16 protein-coding genes and 1 pseudogene are annotated in these 17,841 nt (G+C 32.6%); 7 read left to right on the top strand and 10 right to left on the bottom strand.

Annotation, left to right across the window (positions count from 1 at the left end; all coding sequences use genetic code 11):
• The first annotated feature begins 78 nt into the window (after positions 1-78).
• Positions 79-507 (top strand): HYC_CC_PP family protein, encoded by a 429-nt coding sequence (locus tag EG240_RS01325; RefSeq protein WP_397337260.1) that lies wholly within the window; start codon positions 79-81, stop codon positions 505-507.
• Between the two features lie 28 nt (positions 508-535).
• Here EG240_RS01325 and EG240_RS17050 read toward each other — a convergent pair.
• Positions 536-631, bottom strand: a pseudogene (locus EG240_RS17050) (hypothetical protein); the annotation flags it as partial.
• Here EG240_RS17050 and EG240_RS01320 point away from each other — a divergent pair.
• Positions 589-2,796, top strand: coding sequence for a TonB-dependent receptor (locus EG240_RS01320; RefSeq protein ID WP_397337273.1), 2,208 nt, complete (start codon positions 589-591; stop codon positions 2,794-2,796). The pseudogene EG240_RS17050 and the gene EG240_RS01320 overlap by 43 nt on opposite strands.
• Before the next feature lie 7 nt (positions 2,797-2,803).
• Entirely contained in the window at positions 2,804-3,154 is a 351-nt protein-coding gene (locus EG240_RS01315; RefSeq protein WP_125016622.1) for a heavy-metal-associated domain-containing protein, read from the top strand.
• A 46-nt stretch (positions 3,155-3,200) separates the two neighbouring features.
• Here EG240_RS01315 and EG240_RS01310 read toward each other — a convergent pair whose 3' ends face one another.
• From EG240_RS01310 to miaB, 9 genes are all read right to left on the bottom strand, one after another.
• Complete coding sequence (locus EG240_RS01310; RefSeq protein ID WP_125016620.1) at positions 3,201-3,590, bottom strand: DUF779 domain-containing protein; 390 nt, start codon at positions 3,588-3,590, stop codon at positions 3,201-3,203.
• A gap of 9 nt (positions 3,591-3,599) precedes the next feature.
• Entirely contained in the window at positions 3,600-5,111 is a 1,512-nt protein-coding gene (locus EG240_RS01305) for an aldehyde dehydrogenase family protein (protein WP_125016618.1), read from the bottom strand.
• Between the two features lie 137 nt (positions 5,112-5,248).
• On the bottom strand, positions 5,249-6,877 hold the full coding sequence (gene groL, locus EG240_RS01300) for a chaperonin GroEL (RefSeq protein ID WP_125016616.1): 1,629 nt from the start codon (positions 6,875-6,877) through the stop codon (positions 5,249-5,251).
• A 34-nt stretch (positions 6,878-6,911) separates the two neighbouring features.
• Positions 6,912-7,187, bottom strand: coding sequence for a co-chaperone GroES (locus EG240_RS01295; RefSeq protein WP_125016614.1), 276 nt, complete (start codon positions 7,185-7,187; stop codon positions 6,912-6,914).
• Positions 7,188-7,333: 146 nt separating this feature from the next.
• Positions 7,334-7,714: a preprotein translocase subunit SecG gene (gene secG, locus EG240_RS01290; RefSeq protein ID WP_125016612.1), complete on the bottom strand. Its 381-nt coding sequence runs from the start codon at positions 7,712-7,714 to the stop codon at positions 7,334-7,336.
• Between the two features lie 3 nt (positions 7,715-7,717).
• Positions 7,718-8,626, bottom strand: coding sequence for a tetratricopeptide repeat protein (locus EG240_RS01285; protein ID WP_125016610.1), 909 nt, complete (start codon positions 8,624-8,626; stop codon positions 7,718-7,720).
• A gap of 4 nt (positions 8,627-8,630) precedes the next feature.
• Positions 8,631-9,155, bottom strand: a complete 525-nt coding sequence (locus EG240_RS01280; protein ID WP_125016608.1) for an LptE family protein — start codon at positions 9,153-9,155, stop codon at positions 8,631-8,633.
• On the bottom strand, positions 9,145-10,416 hold the full coding sequence (locus EG240_RS01275) for a sigma-54 interaction domain-containing protein (protein ID WP_125016606.1): 1,272 nt from the start codon (positions 10,414-10,416) through the stop codon (positions 9,145-9,147). The genes EG240_RS01280 and EG240_RS01275 overlap by 11 nt, the downstream gene beginning before the upstream one ends.
• Positions 10,417-10,439: 23 nt before the next feature.
• Positions 10,440-11,885 carry a tRNA (N6-isopentenyl adenosine(37)-C2)-methylthiotransferase MiaB gene (gene miaB, locus EG240_RS01270; protein ID WP_125016604.1) on the bottom strand — a complete coding sequence of 482 codons (1,446 nt, stop codon included), beginning with the start codon at positions 11,883-11,885 and terminating at the stop codon, positions 10,440-10,442.
• A gap of 155 nt (positions 11,886-12,040) precedes the next feature.
• Between miaB and EG240_RS01265 the strand changes: the two genes are divergently transcribed.
• From EG240_RS01265 to EG240_RS01250, 4 genes are all read left to right on the top strand, one after another.
• The gene (locus EG240_RS01265) at positions 12,041-13,081 is read left to right on the top strand and encodes a YqiA/YcfP family alpha/beta fold hydrolase (protein ID WP_125016602.1); all 1,041 of its coding nucleotides are present in this window, start codon (positions 12,041-12,043) and stop codon (positions 13,079-13,081) included.
• Positions 13,081-13,983, top strand: coding sequence for a helix-turn-helix transcriptional regulator (locus tag EG240_RS01260; protein ID WP_125016600.1), 903 nt, complete (start codon positions 13,081-13,083; stop codon positions 13,981-13,983). Before EG240_RS01265 ends, EG240_RS01260 begins: the two co-directional genes overlap by 1 nt.
• Before the next feature lie 120 nt (positions 13,984-14,103).
• A complete protein-coding gene (topA, locus tag EG240_RS01255; protein ID WP_125016598.1) occupies positions 14,104-16,638 on the top strand; it encodes a type I DNA topoisomerase in 2,535 nt (844 codons plus the stop codon).
• Positions 16,639-16,641: 3 nt separating this feature from the next.
• Positions 16,642-17,787, top strand: coding sequence for a formimidoylglutamase (locus EG240_RS01250; protein WP_125016596.1), 1,146 nt, complete (start codon positions 16,642-16,644; stop codon positions 17,785-17,787).
• Positions 17,788-17,841 lie beyond the last annotated feature (54 nt).

Below are 17,841 nucleotides of genomic sequence, written 5' to 3'. Positions count from 1 at the left end.
TTTTGTAAAAATAAATCTAAATTGTTCATTTTTCGGTTTTTAGTTTTTTTTTAACAGATATAATATTACCTTTGATTTATGCTTAAACAAAAATACATATGTTTTATTATGACCTTTTTTCTAATGTTTTCAAACATTGGACTGGCTGTTAATATACATTATTGTAAAGAAGTTATAGCAGATATTTCTTTCGATTTTCTTTCTGAATCGAAGCTTCATTCTTTAAGTGAACAGGATTCAGATATTTGTTGCGGACAAAAAAAATCTACACAAGAAGAACCTTGTTGCAAGGATGAGGTGGTTAAACAGAAAACAGATGAAAAACAAATTAAAACTAATTCTGTTCAGTTCCAAATCAATTCATTTTTAGTTCCAGAGGTTCATCAAATTGTAATTCCGGAAGCTTTTGAGTTACAAATTCCTAAAAACACATTCGTTCAATTTTACTGTGAATCGAATGCGCCTCCTTTTTATAAACTTTATCGAAAACTTATTTATTACGCTTAAACTTTAGATTATTAAATTATTTATTAATCTAAATACCCGTGTAAAAAAATGAAAAATTATATATTATTATTTTTCTGTGTCTTGTTTCAATATACTCAAGCACAGGAAACAATCTCAGGGAAAGTTGTTGATAAAAACAATAAACCTTTAGAATTTGCTCTAATTTCTTGGAAAGATACTGAAATTGGAGCTGAAGCCGATGCCCAAGGAAATTTTACTTTAGAGTTTGTTCCGGATGCGATTTTACAAGTTTCGTATGTTGGTTTTGAACTTATGGAAATTTCTACTTTTCCGAATAAAGAAAACTTGATTATTACTTTAAAATCAGAACAAGCCTTGGATGAGCTTGTAATCAAAACAACCCGAAAAAGTACAACCCGTTCTCATACTTCGAATACCAATACAATGACAATGAATAGCGCTGAATTGTTGAAAGCAGCTTGTTGTAATTTGGCTGAATCATTTGAAACAAATCCGGCCATTGATGTGAATTTTTCGGATGCCATTTCTGGAAGCAAACAGATTAAAATGTTGGGCTTAACGAGTCCGTATATTTTAATTGCAGAAGAAAATATTCCAACAGTTCGTGGAGCTTCTCAGGCTTACGGATTATCTTTTGTTCCTGGAACTTGGGTTGAAAGTATTCAAGTAACTAAAGGTGCAGGAAGTGTGGTTAATGGTTTTGAAAGTATTTCTGGGCAAATCAATACCGAATTGATTAAACCTGCAAATGACATTCCTTTTTATTTAAATCTTTTTGGTTCTACAGATTCTCGTTTTGAAGTAAATACACATTTAAATCATAAATTGAATGATAAATGGAGTTCAACTTTATTTGTTCATGGAAATGCGCGTGTTTCTAAAAACGATATGAATCATGACGGTTTTTTAGATAATCCGCTTGGAAGTCAGATTAATGTAATGAATCGCTGGCAATATATTGACCAAGAAAACGGATTAGTTGCGTTTTTATCAGCTCGTTATATGAAAGATGAAAAACAAACTGGCGAAGTAGATTTTGATAAAAAACGTGATAAAGGAACTACCAATTTATGGGGTTCCGAAATTAACACAGAAAAGTTCGATGCCAATGCAAAAATTGGATACGTTTTTCCGGATATGCCTTTTCAAAGTATTGGATGGCAAAATTCATTTAGTTATCACAACCAAAAATCTTATTTTGGTTTAAATGAATATAATATTTCACAAAGAAGTTTTTATTCGAACTTAATTTTTAGTTCAATTATCAGTAATACGTTACATAAATTTTCTACTGGATTGAATTTTGTTTATGATAATTATGGAGAAGATGTATTTAATTACACAGCTCAAAACTATGATAGAACAGATAATTCGGTTGGAGCGTTTTTTGAATATACGTATGATAATGCTGATAATTTCGCTTTAGTTTTAGGAGGGCGTGTTGATAATTCAAATCGTTTGGGATTATTTGTTACTCCGAGATTACATTTACGTTACAATCCTTGGGAAGATGCTGTAATTCGTGCTTCAGTTGGAAGAGGGAAACGTATTGCAAATATTTTTGCTGAGAATCAATATCTTTTTGCAAGTTCTCGTCAGTTTAATATTAATTATGCAGATGGAAAAGCATATCATATGGACCCAGAAATTGCTTGGAATTATGGTGTTAGTTTCTCTCAAGGATTTCATTTCTTAGGTAAAAAAGCTGAGATTGGATTTGATTTTTACAGAACAGATTTTCAAAATCAAATCGTTGTTGATTTAGATCAATCGGCTCGTACTGTTGATTTCTATAATTTAGATGGAAAGTCGTATGCTAATTCTTTCCAGGTTGATTTGTCATATAATTTAGCAAAACATTTAAATTTACGTGCCGCTTATAAATATTACGATATTAAAACAACTTATAAATCAGGTAATTTAGAACGTCCGCTTCAAGCGAAAAACAGAGTATTTGTGAACTTAGAATATCAAACACACGAAACAGATAAAGGTGGAAGTTGGAAGTTTGATGCAACTTGGAATTGGTTAGGAAAGCAACGTTTACCATATACGGGTGATAATTTAGCACAAAATCAATTAGGTCAAAATACAAATCCATTTTCGACTATAAATGCACAAGTTACAAAGATCTTTAGTGATCGTTTTGAAATTTATGTTGGAGGTGAGAATATGACGAATTATCAACAAAATCGTGTGATTTTAGGAGCAGATGATCCTTTTGGTTCTAATTTTGATAGTACTATGATTTATGCTCCAATTTTCGGACAAATGTATTATGCTGGTTTAAGATTTAAAATAAAATAAAAAAAAGATGAAAAATTTAGTATTAGTTTTCCTAGCTTTAGTAGGATTTGCATTTACATCAAATGCACAAGAAAAAAAGAAAAAAAATGCAAAGCATGATATCGAGGTTTTAGGAAACTGCGATATGTGTAAAAAGAGAATTGAAAAAGCTGCTTATGCTATCAAAGGAGTGAAGTCCGCAGAATGGCATTCAGAAGATCAAACATTACACGTAATTATTGATGAAAACAAAACTTCTACTACTGTAATTTGTGAAGCGGTTGCTAAAGTTGGACACGATACAGGTGAAGTTCGTGCGACAGATGAAGATTATGCAGCATTACATACGTGTTGTGTTTATGAACGTAAAGCAGAATAACTGAAAAATTTTATAGCAAAAAAGCTTGGCAACCGCCAAGCTTTTTTTATGATCTAAATCGTTTGATTTCTTCTTGATTTAATATTTCTAATTCATCAGGTGTAAATAAAGTATAATTTATTTTGAAAGTTTTTCCTTTTGGAATTTCTAACGAAAAACCACCTGTTCCAAAACCGTCAATAACGTCTAGTTCAAAATGAGCGTTTTTCCAATATTCGAATAAATCGCAATCAATCCAAAAATCATAATCTAAAATTTGTCCAATGCAAACATCTTTCATTCTCGGAAAATAACCTCCTTTTTTGAAGCACATAGGTTGTGTTCCTTCACAACATCCACCAGCTTGATAAAACATTAAAGGACCAAATTCTGCCTCAAGTTCTTTTACCAATTCTATTGCTTTTGGAGTAGCTGATAATCTTTTTAGACTTGTCATTTATGCCGATTAAAAGAAACCTAGTTTTTTCTTGTCGTAAGATATCAACATATTTTTAGATTGACGGTAATGGTCTAACATCATTTTGTGATTTTCTCTTCCGATTCCAGAAAGTTTATATCCACCAAATGGCGCACCAGCTGGATAACTATGGTATTGATTTACCCAAACTCTTCCAGCTTGAATAGCTCTAGGAATTTGATATAATTGATGCGCATCACGTGTCCAAACTCCAGCTCCTAAACCATAAATCGTGTCATTCGCAATTGCAATTGCATCTGCTTCATCCTTGAAAGTGGTAACAGCTAAAACAGGTCCAAAAATTTCTTCTTGGAAAACACGCATTTTATTATGTCCTTTTAATAAAGTTGGTTTTACATAATATCCGTTTGCTAAATCTCCTTCTAAAATATTTGCGCTACCACCAGTTAGAACTTCAGCACCTTCTTCGATTCCTAATTTAATATAATTAAGAATTTTATCGTGTTGAATTTTTGAAGCTTGTGCTCCAATCATTGTTGAAGTATCTAACGGATTTCCTGATTTAATCGCATTAACTCTTTCGATTACTCGGGTGATAAACTTATCATAAATAGATTCTTGAATTAATAATCTAGACGGACAAGTACAGATTTCACCTTGGTTCAACGCAAATAAAACTGCTCCTTCAATAGCTTTGTCTAAATAATCATCATCATTATCCATTACAGATTCGAAGAATACGTTTGGTGATTTTCCTCCTAATTCTAAAGTTACTGGAATGATATTTTCAGTTGCATATTGCATAACTAAACGACCTGTTGCAGTAGAACCTGTAAATGCAGCTTTTGAAACTTTTGGATTGGTTACTAAAGCTTGCCCAAGTTCTGAACCAAAACCATTAACTACATTGATAACTCCGGCAGGTAATAAATCTCCGATGATTTCCATTAAAACTAAAATTGAAATTGGAGTAGATTCAGCTGGTTTTAATACGACACAGTTTCCTGCGGCTAAAGCTGGAGCTAATTTCCAAGTTGCCATTAATAACGGGAAGTTCCAAGGAATAATTTGAGCTACAACTCCTAAAGGTTCATTTACAATTAAAGAAACGGTGTTAGCATCAAGTTCAGATAGTGAACCTTCTTCAGCGCGAATCACACTTGCAAAATATCTAAAATGATCTACAACTAAAGGTAAATCAGCATTTAATGTTTCACGAACTGGTTTGCCGTTGTCAACTGTTTCTACAACTGCTAAATGTTCTAAATTAGCTTCGATTCGATCGGCAATTTTATTTAAGATAATACTTCTTTGTGTTGCCGAAGTCTTTCCCCAAGTTTTAAAAGCTTCAGCTGCCGCGTCAACTGCAATTTCTAAATCTTTTGCATTAGAATGTGCTGCTTGTGCCATTACAGTTCCGTCTAATGGAGTGATTACATCAAAATATTTTCCCGAACTAGGTGCTGTGAATTTTCCATTGATGTAATTATCGTACTGGGCTTTGAAATTTGGTCTGTCATAAATTTTATTTGTACTCATATTTTTGTTTTTAAAATTGAGGTTATAAGTTACAAATTTTATTAATAAGTTGTTTTAAAGGTTGTTATAAAATATTCATAAAAAAAGCGACTATTGAAAAATCAATAATCGCTTTTAAAATTATATTTGGGAAATTTTTACATCATTCCTGGCATTCCTCCGCCCATTGGCATTCCAGAACCACCTTCTTCTTTGATGTCAATTAATGCACATTCTGTAGTTAAAATCATTCCAGAAACAGAAGCTGCATTTTCTAAAGCAACACGTGTAACTTTTTTAGGATCGATAATTCCAGCAGCTAACATATCAACATATTCATCTGTTTTTGCGTTGTAACCGAAATTACCAGTTCCCTCAGAAACTTTAGCAACTATTACAGAACCTTCTAATCCTGCATTTTCAACGATAGTGCGTAACGGAGATTCGATAGCACGAGAAACAATTTGAATACCAGTTTTCTCATCTGCGTTCAAAGCTTCGATGTTATCTAAAGCAGCTTTTGCTCTTAATAAAGCAACACCACCTCCTGCAACGATTCCTTCTTCGACAGCTGCACGAGTCGCGTGTAAAGCATCGTCAACACGGTCTTTTTTCTCTTTCATTTCAACTTCAGAAGCAGCACCAACGTATAATACAGCAACACCACCAGCTAATTTAGCTAAACGTTCTTGTAATTTTTCGCGGTCGTAATCAGAAGTTGTAGTTTCCATTTGAGCTTTGATTTGGTTCACACGATTTTTAATCATATCTGCTGAACCAGCTCCGTTTACAATTGTAGTATTGTCTTTATCAATAGAAACTTTTTCAGCTGTTCCTAACATATCTAAAGTTGCATTTTCTAAATTGTATCCGCTTTCTTCAGCGATTACCATTCCTCCAGTTAAAATAGCGATGTCTTCTAACATTGCTTTTCTTCTGTCTCCGAATCCAGGAGCTTTTACTGCGGCAATTTTTAATGCGCCACGTAATTTATTAACAACTAAAGTAGATAAAGCTTCTCCATCAACATCTTCAGCGATGATTAATAATGGTTTACCTGATTGAGCAACTGGTTCTAAAACAGGTAATAATTCTTTTAATGAAGATATTTTTTTATCGTATAATAAGATATAAGGATTATCAAATTCCGTTTCCATTTTCTCTGGATTTGTAACGAAATATGGAGATAAATATCCTCTATCAAATTGCATTCCTTCAACAACATCAACGTAAGTATCTGTTCCTTTTGCTTCTTCAACAGTTATAACACCTTCTTTACCAACTTTTTCAAAAGCAGCAGCGATTAAATCTCCAATAACTTCATCGTTATTAGCTGAAATAGAAGCGACTTGTTTGATTTTGTCAATGTTTGAACCAACTTCTTGTGCTTGATTTTTTAAGTCAGCAACAATTGCTTCAACTGCTTTGTCGATACCACGTTTTAAATCCATTGGATTTGCTCCAGCGGCAACGTTTTTTAAACCTTCTTTTACAATTGCTTGAGCTAAAACAGTTGCAGTTGTAGTTCCGTCTCCAGCTAAATCGTTAGTTTTTGAAGCAACTTCTTTAACCATTTGAGCACCCATATTTTCTAACGTATCGGCTAACTCAATTTCTTTTGCTACAGATACACCATCTTTAGTAACGTGCGGTGCACCGAATGATTTTGAAATAATTACATTACGACCTTTAGGTCCTAAGGTTACTTTAACTGCATTTGCTAATGCATCAACTCCACGTTTTAAACCGTCACGAGCTTCAATATCAAATTTTATATCTTTTGCCATTTTTTTTGCTTTAATTTTTTTATGTTAATGATGATTAGATAATTGCAAGAATATCTTCTTCACGCATAATTAAATAGTTTGTGCCTTCTAATTTTAATTCCGTACCAGCGTATTTGCCATACAAAACAGTATCACCAACTTTAACAGTTAAAGGTTCATCTTTTTTACCGTTTCCTACAGCAACCACAGTACCTTTTTGAGGTTTTTCTTTCGCAGTATCAGGAATAATAATTCCAGAAGCAGTTTGCGTTTCAGCAGCAGCCGGTTCTATAATCACGCGGTCTGCAAGTGGTTTAATGTTTAATGCCATAATGAAATGATTTTATATTTTGTTATATGATTAATTTTTATGTTTTACTAATTTCATAAATTGTGCCATCTGTTTTATTTGATGTTTTTGTATAAAAAAAGTGCCAACACTGACATGTTGACACTTTAATTTTATGTTTAAATGGACTATTTTGCAGGTTGTGCTTCAGTTCCAGTTCCAGCAGGTTGTGCTGGTGTTGTTTCAGCAGCATTTTCTGTTGCAGGAGCAGCAGGTGTTACTACTGGCGCAGCAGGAATTACAGCATTTTCATCAAGGATTTTAGAATCTCCAATGTTTCCGCTTGTGAAACTTAAGCTTGAGAAAAGTACTAATGCAAATAAAGTAAATGCTAATGTCCAAGTACTTTTGTCTAAAAATTTGTTAGTGTTCTGAACACCACCAATGTTAGTTGAACCTCCTAAAGATGAATCTAATCCTCCTCCTTTTGGATTTTGAATCATAATTACGACGATTAATAACAAAGATACAATAGTGATTAACACTAAAAAGATTGTAAATGAATTCATGGTTTAATTGTTATATTGTTGTAAAGCTCTAATATCTTCTATACGTTCTGCAAATAAAACACTTTTTTCTGGATATTTCAAAATTAATATTTGATATGCTTGTATAGCTTTTTGATATTTTTTTTGTTCTAAATAAATTTTGGCTAATGTTTCCGTCATTAACAATGATGCGTCTTCTTCTTTTCTCTCAATATTTATAAAGGTTTGAGATGGATTTTTTGAAGGTGCTATCTTTGGATTTGTTTCAATAAAACGGTCAATTAATTCCAGTTTTTTTTGTTTTGATGAATCGATTGTTGGTTCTAAATCAGCTGTTTTTTCTTCAACAATTTCTTCTTCTCTTTCTATTGGTTGTGCTTTAGTAAGTTTTAGCCATTCTGAAAAAGAATGTTTTTCATTTTCTTGAAAAGGTAATGGTTTTCCAATTTCAAGTTTTTCTTCTATTGATTCATTTAATTTTTTAATTTCAGAATTGTAATGTTCTGTTTTTGCAACTATTTTCGTTTCAATTTGCGAAATGATTTCGTCATCTTTATCCGAATCTTCTATGTAAGCGATTGTTGATAAAATCGATTTTTCAATATTTTCTTCTAAAGTAGGTTCCGGTTTTTTAACTTCAATGAACGTCTCATCAAAAACATCTACTTCTCCCAAATTTATTGGTTTGTAAATTATGAAATCTTCAGAAATAATTAAATCAAATAAAACATCTCTATCTGTTGTGTAAGCAGCAGTTTTCTTAAGTTCGTTGTTATATAAATAACTACGTTGCGAATGTAAGCTCTTTAAATATAAAGCTCGAGCCGATTGAAAATACGGAAACTGTTCAATAATCTGTGATAGAGAACTGGCGTCTGTTTCTGAAATATTTTCAGGATGATTTAATTTATATGTAAATTCTGATTGATTCAATTTTTTACCATTTTGCTAGTGAAGCGTTGAAAATATCTTGCGTAATTCGTTCATAAATCACATCTAATGCCGCTGATAAAGTTGGTCCAGTTAATTGGTCATTTGCAGGATAATCATAGAAGAATGAAAATGCCTTGTCAAAATCATCATCAGGTTTGTTTTTATTTGTAAAACGAACTTGGATTGAAATATAAAGTCTGTTCTGTGCAGCAGTTTGTTCTGCTGTTGCCGTCATTGGTGAAATACGATATTCTGTAATTTCTCCTTCATATAATAAATCTCCACCAGTGTTTGTTAAGTTTAAACTGGTTTGTCCCATAATAATTTCTTGTAAGGCAACAGTAAATATACGGTCAATTCCTGGTTCAACAAGTTCTGCATTATTCAGGAAATTATTTACCTGAAATGTATTTGCATCGATTTTACCTGTTCCTGTAAAATTATAGGCACCGCATCCATTCAAAATGAAAGCGAATGCAAATAATAAACTCACTAGTTTTGTTTTTTTTATGATGTTTTTATAAATCATATTGTTTTATTTTACGATAAAGCGTTCGTTCTGAAATTCCTAATTCGTCTGCCGCCGCTTTACGTTTTCCGTTATTTCTTTCTAAAGCTTTCTTGATTAACTGAATTTCTTTTTCATCTAAACGAAGATTTTCATCATCAATATCAATCGTTTCAGCAATCAAATAAGGTTCGAAATCATCGTCTTCATCTTCCATTTCTTCAGCATAAGATTCTGTTTGATGTTTTTCAAATGCTCTTGGCTGATTTTTTTCAAGTTCTGATTTTTCTTCTGGCTGACCGTAAATTTTCTGAATTAATGATTTGTTATTTTCTTGAACATTACTTGAAGTTCCGTTTTTCATTAACTCTAAAGTAAGTTTTTTTAAATCATTCAAGTCACTTTTCATATCAAAAAGAACTTTGTATAAAATTTCTCTTTCGTTACTAAAATCACTTTCAGCTTTTTTACTTTCGATAACCGAAGGTAATTGTTTGTTGCGATTTGGTAAATACGATTGTATGGTTTCTAAACTTATTTCGCGATTGGTTTCGATAACAGAAATTTGTTCTGCAATATTTCTCAATTGACGAATATTTCCATCCCAACGATATTGTTTCAGGTAAGCCGCTGCTTGGTCTGTTAATTTAATCGGTGGCATTTTGTATTTATGAGCGAAATCTGACGAAAATTTTCTAAACAACAAATGAATGTCTTCACCACGCTCACGTAAAGGAGGAAGTGAAATTTCTACCGTACTCAAACGATAATATAAATCTTCTCTGAACTTACCTTTGTCAATTGCTTCAAACATTTTTACATTGGTTGCGGCAACAATTCGTACATCTGTTTTTTCTACTTTTGAGGAACCTACTTTCATAAATTCACCATTTTCCAAAACACGTAATAATCGAACTTGAGTTGTTAAAGGTAATTCACCAACTTCATCTAAAAAAATGGTTCCGCCGTTGGCAACTTCAAAATATCCTTCACGAGAACCAACAGCTCCAGTGAAAGCACCTTTCTCGTGACCAAAAAGTTCAGAATCTATCGTTCCTTCAGGAATCGCACCACAGTTCACGGCAATATATTTACCGTGTTTTCTGTGTGAAAGTGCGTGTATGATTTTTGGAATACTTTCTTTTCCCACACCACTTTCTCCGGTTACCAAAACAGAAATATCAGTCGGTGCAACCTGAATCGCTTTTTCAAGTGCACGATTTAATTTCGGATCGTTTCCAATAATGCCAAATCGTTGTTTTATGGATTGAATGTTTTCCATTTCTTGTTTCTTAATATAAAAGATTATTGCATTTCGCTATATCCGATTGCTTCACCAATTAATGTTGCTGATGTACAATCTGTAATTTTTACGTTTACGAAATCTCCAACTTTGTAATTTTCTTTGTTGAAAACCACAGTTGTGTTTTGAGAATTTCTTCCAGACCAATGTTCGTCAGATTTTTTTGAAGTTTTTTCAATCAAAACTTCAACTGTTTGTCCAACAAAACGTCTGGTTTGTTCTAGTGCAATACGTTGTTGTAAATCTACAATTTCTTGTAATCTACGTTTTTTAACTTCCTCTGGAATGTCATCTTCTAATTTACGAGCAGCTAATGTTCCTGGTCTTTCAGAATAAGCAAACATATAACCAAAGTCATATCTTACATATTCCATTAAAGATAAAGTATCTTGGTGGTCTTCTTCTGTTTCTGTAGGGAATCCAGTAATCATATCTTGAGATAATGAAATTCCTGGAACTATTTTATAAATACGGTCAACCAGCTCCATATATTCTTCACGTGTGTGTTGACGGTTCATTTCTTTTAAGATACGAGTAGAACCTGATTGAACTGGTAAATGAATGTATTTACAAACGTTGTGATGTTTTGCTACAATGTGTAAAACTTCATCGTGCATATCTTGTGGATTTGACGTAGAAAAACGGAAACGCATTTTTGGGAATTGCGAAGCACAAGAATCTAACAATTGAGCAAAATCAACTGCTGTTGCTTTTTGCATTTCTGTAGCTTTGTCGTAATCTTTCTTTAAACCACCGCCATACCAAAGGTAGCTATCTACGTTTTGACCTAATAAAGTAACTTCTTTAAAACCTCTGTTTGATAAATCTTGAATTTCTTCGATGATACTTTTCGGTTCACGGCTGCGTTCGCGCCCGCGAGTAAAAGGAACTACACAGAATGTACACATATTATCGCAACCACGAGTGATTGATACAAATGCTGTAACACCGTTTGAATTTAAACGAACAGGAGCGATGTCTCCATAAGTTTCTTCTTTTGAAAGAATAACGTTAATGGCATCTCTACCTTCTTCGACTTCGGCTAATAAATTTGGAATATCTTTGTAAGCATCTGGTCCAACAACCATATCTACAATTTTTTCTTCTTCTAAAAACTTACTTTTCAAACGTTCAGCCATACAACCAAGAACTCCAACCTTCATACCTGGATTGATTTTCTTAACTGCGTTATATTTTTCTAAACGTTTACGAACGGTTTGTTCGGCTTTATCTCTGATAGAACAAGTGTTTACTAAAACTAAATCAGCTTCTTCTAAATTTTGTGTGGTATTATATCCTTGATCTGCTAAAATTGAAGCAACGATTTCACTATCAGAAAAATTCATCTGACATCCGTAACTTTCAATAAAAAGCTTCTTTTTGTTATCTGCTTTTTGTTCTAGAACTAAGCTTGTTCCTTGTTTATTTTCTTCAATTACCTTTTCCATAAATCGACTAAAAGTGTACTAATCAATTAGCAAAGATACAATATATTTTTTCTTAATGACAAGATGTCATTGTGGTTTGTAATAAATATTTTTCAAGCGACATTTTTTGTCTTCTTTCAAATCTATTTTTGTAATTTTAACCAAATTATTTAGCAATGAAAAATTTTATTTGTCATTCGGGAGGTGCGGCTGGAGCTGATTTTTATTTTGAAACTTTTGGAAAAAATTTCAATGTAAAAACCATTGCATATTCTTATAAAACCAAACACCATTATTCAGAAAATAAAAGCGAATTAACTCAAAATGAATTTCACGAAGGTTGTCAAATGGTAGAAAGAGCAAATGTTACGTTGCAAAGATTTCGATACCATCGGATGATTAATTTATTAGCTCGAAATTGGTTTCAGGTCAAAAATGCGAATGAAATTTTTGCTATTGGAAGTATCAAACGTACTAATGAAGTTCAGTTTGTAAAAGGCGGAACGGGTTGGGCGGTTCAGATGGCAATTGATTCGAATAAACCAGTTTTTGTTTTTGACCAAAATGAAACGCGTTGGTATTATTGGGATTTTGAGATAAATCGGTTTTTGGTTTGTGAGTTTAAACCAAAGATTACAAACGAAAATTTCGCAGGAATTGGAACTCGTAAAATTAATATGTTTGGCATTCAGGCAATAGAAGATTTGTATATTAATTCATTTAAAAATAGAAATATGAAAATTTTATATTTACACGGATTAGAAAGTAAACTTAGTGCAGAAAAGCGATTGATACTTGAAGAATTTGGAGAAGTAATCGCTCCAGATTTAGATTATTTTGTTGATGAAAATTGCATTTCGTTAGTTTTTGAAAAATATATAAATGATAATTTCGACGTAATCATTGGAAGTAGTATGGGAGGATTTGCTGGTTTTTATCTTTCGCAAATGATGAATAAGCCTGCCTTTTTGTTTAATCCAGCATTGAAAGAACGTTCGGTTTTTCAAGAAATTCCAACTGTAAATCTTCATAAAACCAAAATCACCATTTTATTAGGATCAAAGGATGATGTGGTTCCAAACGAAAAAACCTTCGATTTTTTAGAAACTTATAAAACCGATTCTCAAATTTCAATTTTGATGAATCACGAAATGGCTCACGGAGTTCCGATTTCAGTTTTTAAAAATGAATTGTCAACTTATTTAAAAAGTTTATAATGTCAAAAAATATATTTTTTAGTCGATTGGCTTTGATTGTCGAAATGTTCAGAAACGGTGCGCATTTAACTTTTGATGAGGTACTTCGTAAACTTGAAAATAAAAGCGATTCAGAGGAAGATTTTGTAATTTCTAAACGTACTTTTCAACGTGATATTAAAGAAATCGATTCGTTATTTGGAATTGAAATTGTATGTAATCGTTCTACAAATGAATATTATATAAAAGAGATTTTCAGCGAAGATGGCAAAATTCGTTTGCTTGAAGCGATTGAGATTACTAGTTTAATCAAAAGTTCAAATGAAACTGCAGGGATTGTTTTTTTAGAAAAGCGTAAAGCGAATGGTACCGAGTATTTTTCTGAAATTATAAAAGCAATTAAAAATTTAAAGGTTTTAGAAATTACTTATTTGAATTTTTTAAATCATAGCGGAAAAAGTTCAATTCGAAAAGTTTCACCTATTGCTATTAAAGAATCTAAAAACCGTTGGTATTTGTTAGCGAAAGATTCAAAAGATGAGGTTGTAAAATCTTTTAGTTTAGACCGAATTTCGAAATTAGAAGTTTTGAAAGATTCTTTTTTTGTCAAAATAGATTTTGATGTTGAAAAAGAATATCAAAATGTTTTTGGGATTTTAAAATCGGATGAGAAAATTCAGAATATAAAAATTCAATGTTCCGAAAGTCAATATCGCTATTTAGAAACGCTTCCGTTACATCATACTCAGAAATTGATTCTCCAAGAAAATGAAATTTTTATCATTTCGTTAGAATTAATTCCTACGTATGATTTTGTAATGGAAATTTTAGCGATGGGAAAAGAGGTTAAAGTATTAGAGCCGAAAAGTTTGGTTCAGGAAATTAAGAATAAAATATTAGAAAATTTAGCTCAATATTCTTGATTTTTGGGCTCTAATTTACTCGTTATATATATTAAGGTATGAGAAAAAAAGCAATTTTAAAATTGAAAAATCTTTTATATTAAAAAAATCCTATATTTTTGTCCTTCAAAAAAATGAAGAATGGCAAAGAATTTAGTGATAGTGGAGTCGCCTGCTAAGGCAAAAACGATAGAAAAATTTTTAGGACCAGATTATCAAGTAGAATCAAGTTTCGGACATATTGCCGATATTCCTGCAAAGGAAATGGGAATTGATATTGAAAATAATTTCAAACCGAAATACGAAGTTTCTGCAGATAAAAAAGCAGTTGTTAAAAAATTAAAAGACCTTTCTAAAAAAGCAGAAATGGTTTGGTTGGCTTCCGATGAAGACCGCGAGGGTGAGGCCATTGCTTGGCACTTGGCGGAAGAATTAAAATTGAAAGAAGAAAACACTAAGCGTATTGTTTTTCACGAAATCACTAAATCGGCAATCTTAAAAGCGATTGATAATCCACGTAAAATTGATTATAATTTGGTAAACGCTCAACAAGCGCGTCGTGTTTTAGACCGTTTAGTGGGTTACGAATTATCTCCAGTTTTGTGGAAAAAAGTTCGAAGCGGATTATCTGCTGGTCGTGTGCAATCTGTTTCTGTTCGTTTGATTGTTGAACGTGAAAAAGAAATTGATGCCTTTAATCCACAGGGTTCATTTAGTGTTACTGCCGAATTCATTACAGAAAAAGGAAAATCGTTTAAAGCGAAACTTCCTAAAAATTTTAAAACAAAAGAAGAAGCAGAAACCTTCTTACATCAAAATATTGGTGCACAATTCAAAGTTTCTGACTTGGAAACTAAACCTACAAAAAAATCTCCTGCTGCACCATTTACAACTTCAACTTTACAACAGGAAGCTTCTCGTAAATTGTATTATTCGGTTGGTCAAACAATGATGTTAGCGCAACGTTTGTACGAAAGCGGATTGATTACCTATATGAGAACAGATAGTGTAAATCTTTCTAAAGATGCGATGGCTGCTGCCGAAGCTGAGATTGTAAAGTCTTATGGAGCTGAGTTTAGTAAGCCTCGAGTTTATACAACAAAAGCAAAAGGAGCCCAAGAAGCTCACGAGGCGATTCGTCCAACAGATATGTCGCGTCATTCGGTGAATATAGACCGTGACCAAGCTCGTTTGTATGATTTGATTTGGAAACGTACGTTGGCTTCTCAAATGAGCGATGCAGCTTTGGAACGTACAAACGTTAATGTTGTTGCAGACAAACATAAGGAACATTTTCACGCAACTGGAGAAGTTTTGCTTTTTGAAGGTTTCTTGAAAGTGTATTTAGAAGGTCACGATGATGATGAAGAAGAACAAGAAGGAATGTTGCCTGCATTAAAAGTTAATGAAGCTTTACAAAATAACGGAATTGTTGCGACTGAGCGTTTTTCTCGTCCGCCAGCTCGATATTCAGAAGCAGCTTTGGTTAAGAAGTTGGAGGAGTTAGGGATTGGTCGTCCGTCAACTTATGCACCGACGATTTCTACCATTATTGCTCGTAATTATATCGAAAAAGGTACAGCTGAAGGAACCGAACGTAAATATGAAGTTTTGAGATTAGTTGGAAATGAAGTTCAAGCATCTGTTCAAATTGAAAAAGTTGGAGCTGATAAAGGAAAATTAATTCCTACGGATATCGGAATTATTGTTACAGATTTCTTAGTTAAGAATTTCGAAACTATTTTAGATTATAATTTCACAGCAAAAGTTGAGCAAGATTTTGATGAGATTGCTGCTGGAAATGAAGATTGGACAAAAATGATGAATGATTTTTATAGTCATTTTCATCCGATTGTAAAAGATGTAGAGCAAAACGCAGACCGTGAATCAGGAGAACGTATTTTAGGAACTGATCCGAAATCAGGAAAACCTATTTTGGTTCGTTTAGGAAAATTTGGACCGATGGCTCAAATTGGTGATGCGGAAGATGAAGAAAAGCAATTTGCTAGTTTACGTCCAGATCAAAATATTGGAACTATAAGTTTAGATGAAGCCTTGACTTTGTTTTTATTGCCTAAAATGTTAGGTGATTTTGAAGGCGAAGAAGTTGAGGTAAATAATGGACGTTTTGGACCATATGTACGTCACGGTGCTGTTTTTATTTCTTTACCAAAAGGAGAAGAACCTTTGGATGTGAATATGGAACGCGCGGTTGTTTTGATTAAAGAAAAGCAAAAAGCCGATGCGCCAATTGCAACTTATGATAGTTTACCAGTTCAGAAAGGTGTTGGTCGTTTCGGACCTTTTATCAAATGGAATGGAATGTTTATTAACGTAAATAAAAAATACGATTTCGATAATCTTTCACAAAGTGATATCAATATTTTGATCGAAGAGAAAGTTCAAAAAGAGATTGATAAAGTTATTCATAATTGGAAAGATGAAGGAATTCGTGTTGAAAAGGCACGTTGGGGACGTTCGGTTATTTTACAAGGAAAAGTGAAAATTGAGTTGTCGAAAGACGTAGATGCTGCTGCGATGACTTTAGAAGAAGTTAAAAAGTTGATTGAAGAAAAGGCTCCTGCGAAAAAAACAGCTGCTAAAAAGACGACTACGGCTAAAAAAGCGCCTGCGAAGAAAACAACAGTTTCTAAAACAACAACAAAAAAGAAATAGGAAATGATTTATGATTTTTTAAAACCTGTTTCAAACGATATAATTGAATTTGTAAATGCGTTGCCAAATCATTCGATTGGAAGAAATACGGTTTTTCATACAGAAGATTTTTTTCCCGAATTAGAAGGCTTTTCTTTTGCTTTGATTACAGTAAATGAAATTAGAGGAAATAATCAGCCAAAAATTGATTTAGATTTTTCTTATATTAGACAACAATTTTACAGTTTATTTCCTGGGAATTGGAATTCTAAATTAGTTGATTTAGGACAAATCGAAGCAGGGAATTCAGTTGAGGATACTTATTTTTTATTAAAAAATGTAGTTACAGATTTGTTGAAAAACAAGGTAATTCCTTTGGTATTAGGAGGTTCACAAGATTTGACGTATGCGATTTATCGCGGTTATGATGTCTTAGAGCAAATGGTGAATTTTGTTTCCATTGATAGTAAAATTGATGTAGTTTCGGATATGGTAAATCCATCTGAATCTTTTATTTCAAGAATTATTATGGAAGAGCCAAATAATTTATATAATTTTAGTAATATTGGATATCAAACGTATTATAATTCGCAAGAAGAAATAGATTTGATTGATAAAATGTATTTTGAAGCTTATCGTCTCGGAGAAGTTGTGAATAATTTACAAATTACTGAGCCGATTTTGAGAGATGCCGATGTGGTGAGTTTAGATTTAAATTCGATAAAATCTGCAGACTCAGGAAGTTTTTCAAAATACAATCCAAATGGCTTCGATGGGCGTGAAATTTGCGCTTTAGCGCGATATTCTGGTATAAGTGACCGTGTGAGTTCATTTGGAATTTTTAATATTGACAACGATTTTAAAGAAAGTTTGTTAATTGCTCAGATTTTATGGTATTTTTGTGAGGGATTTAATTACAGAATGAATGAATATCCCTATATTAGCAAAATATCTTATTTTAAATATATTGTTCCGCTAGAAGAGCAAGAGCTGATTTTCTATAAAAGTGATCGCTCAGATCGATGGTGGATTGAAACAGAGGTGTTTGGTGATGATTTATCTGCCGAGCGAAAGGTTTTGTTTCCATGTTCATACTCAGATTATGAGTTGGCTTTAAGCAATATTATCCCAGAAAGATGGTGGCGCGCAATCAAAAAACAATTGGTATAACTATATTGAAAATATTAATTGTTAAATAAAAATTAATTTTTTTTTTGTTTTCGT

Source organism: Paenimyroides tangerinum (assembly GCF_003865405.1).
Lineage (GTDB): Bacteria > Bacteroidota > Bacteroidia > Flavobacteriales > Flavobacteriaceae > Flavobacterium > Flavobacterium tangerinum.
This window is presented reverse-complemented; position numbering and strand designations above follow the sequence as displayed.

Excerpts from the sequence above, each read along its gene's own strand:
- EG240_RS01325 (WP_397337260.1), top strand. The coding sequence starts at position 79 with ATGCTTAAACAAAAATACATATGTTTTATTATGACCTTTTTTCTAATG.
- EG240_RS01315 (WP_125016622.1), top strand. The coding sequence starts at position 2,804 with ATGAAAAATTTAGTATTAGTTTTCCTAGCTTTAGTAGGATTTGCATTT.
- EG240_RS01310 (WP_125016620.1), bottom strand. The coding sequence starts at position 3,590 with ATGACAAGTCTAAAAAGATTATCAGCTACTCCAAAAGCAATAGAATTG.
- EG240_RS01305 (WP_125016618.1), bottom strand. The coding sequence starts at position 5,111 with ATGAGTACAAATAAAATTTATGACAGACCAAATTTCAAAGCCCAGTAC.
- groL (WP_125016616.1), bottom strand. The coding sequence starts at position 6,877 with ATGGCAAAAGATATAAAATTTGATATTGAAGCTCGTGACGGTTTAAAA.
- EG240_RS01295 (WP_125016614.1), bottom strand. The coding sequence starts at position 7,187 with ATGGCATTAAACATTAAACCACTTGCAGACCGCGTGATTATAGAACCG.
- secG (WP_125016612.1), bottom strand. The coding sequence starts at position 7,714 with ATGAATTCATTTACAATCTTTTTAGTGTTAATCACTATTGTATCTTTG.
- EG240_RS01280 (WP_125016608.1), bottom strand. The coding sequence starts at position 9,155 with ATGATTTATAAAAACATCATAAAAAAAACAAAACTAGTGAGTTTATTA.
- EG240_RS01275 (WP_125016606.1), bottom strand. The coding sequence starts at position 10,416 with ATGGAAAACATTCAATCCATAAAACAACGATTTGGCATTATTGGAAAC.
- miaB (WP_125016604.1), bottom strand. The coding sequence starts at position 11,885 with ATGGAAAAGGTAATTGAAGAAAATAAACAAGGAACAAGCTTAGTTCTA.
- EG240_RS01265 (WP_125016602.1), top strand. The coding sequence starts at position 12,041 with ATGAAAAATTTTATTTGTCATTCGGGAGGTGCGGCTGGAGCTGATTTT.
- EG240_RS01260 (WP_125016600.1), top strand. The coding sequence starts at position 13,081 with ATGTCAAAAAATATATTTTTTAGTCGATTGGCTTTGATTGTCGAAATG.
- topA (WP_125016598.1), top strand. The coding sequence starts at position 14,104 with ATGGCAAAGAATTTAGTGATAGTGGAGTCGCCTGCTAAGGCAAAAACG.
- EG240_RS01250 (WP_125016596.1), top strand. The coding sequence starts at position 16,642 with ATGATTTATGATTTTTTAAAACCTGTTTCAAACGATATAATTGAATTT.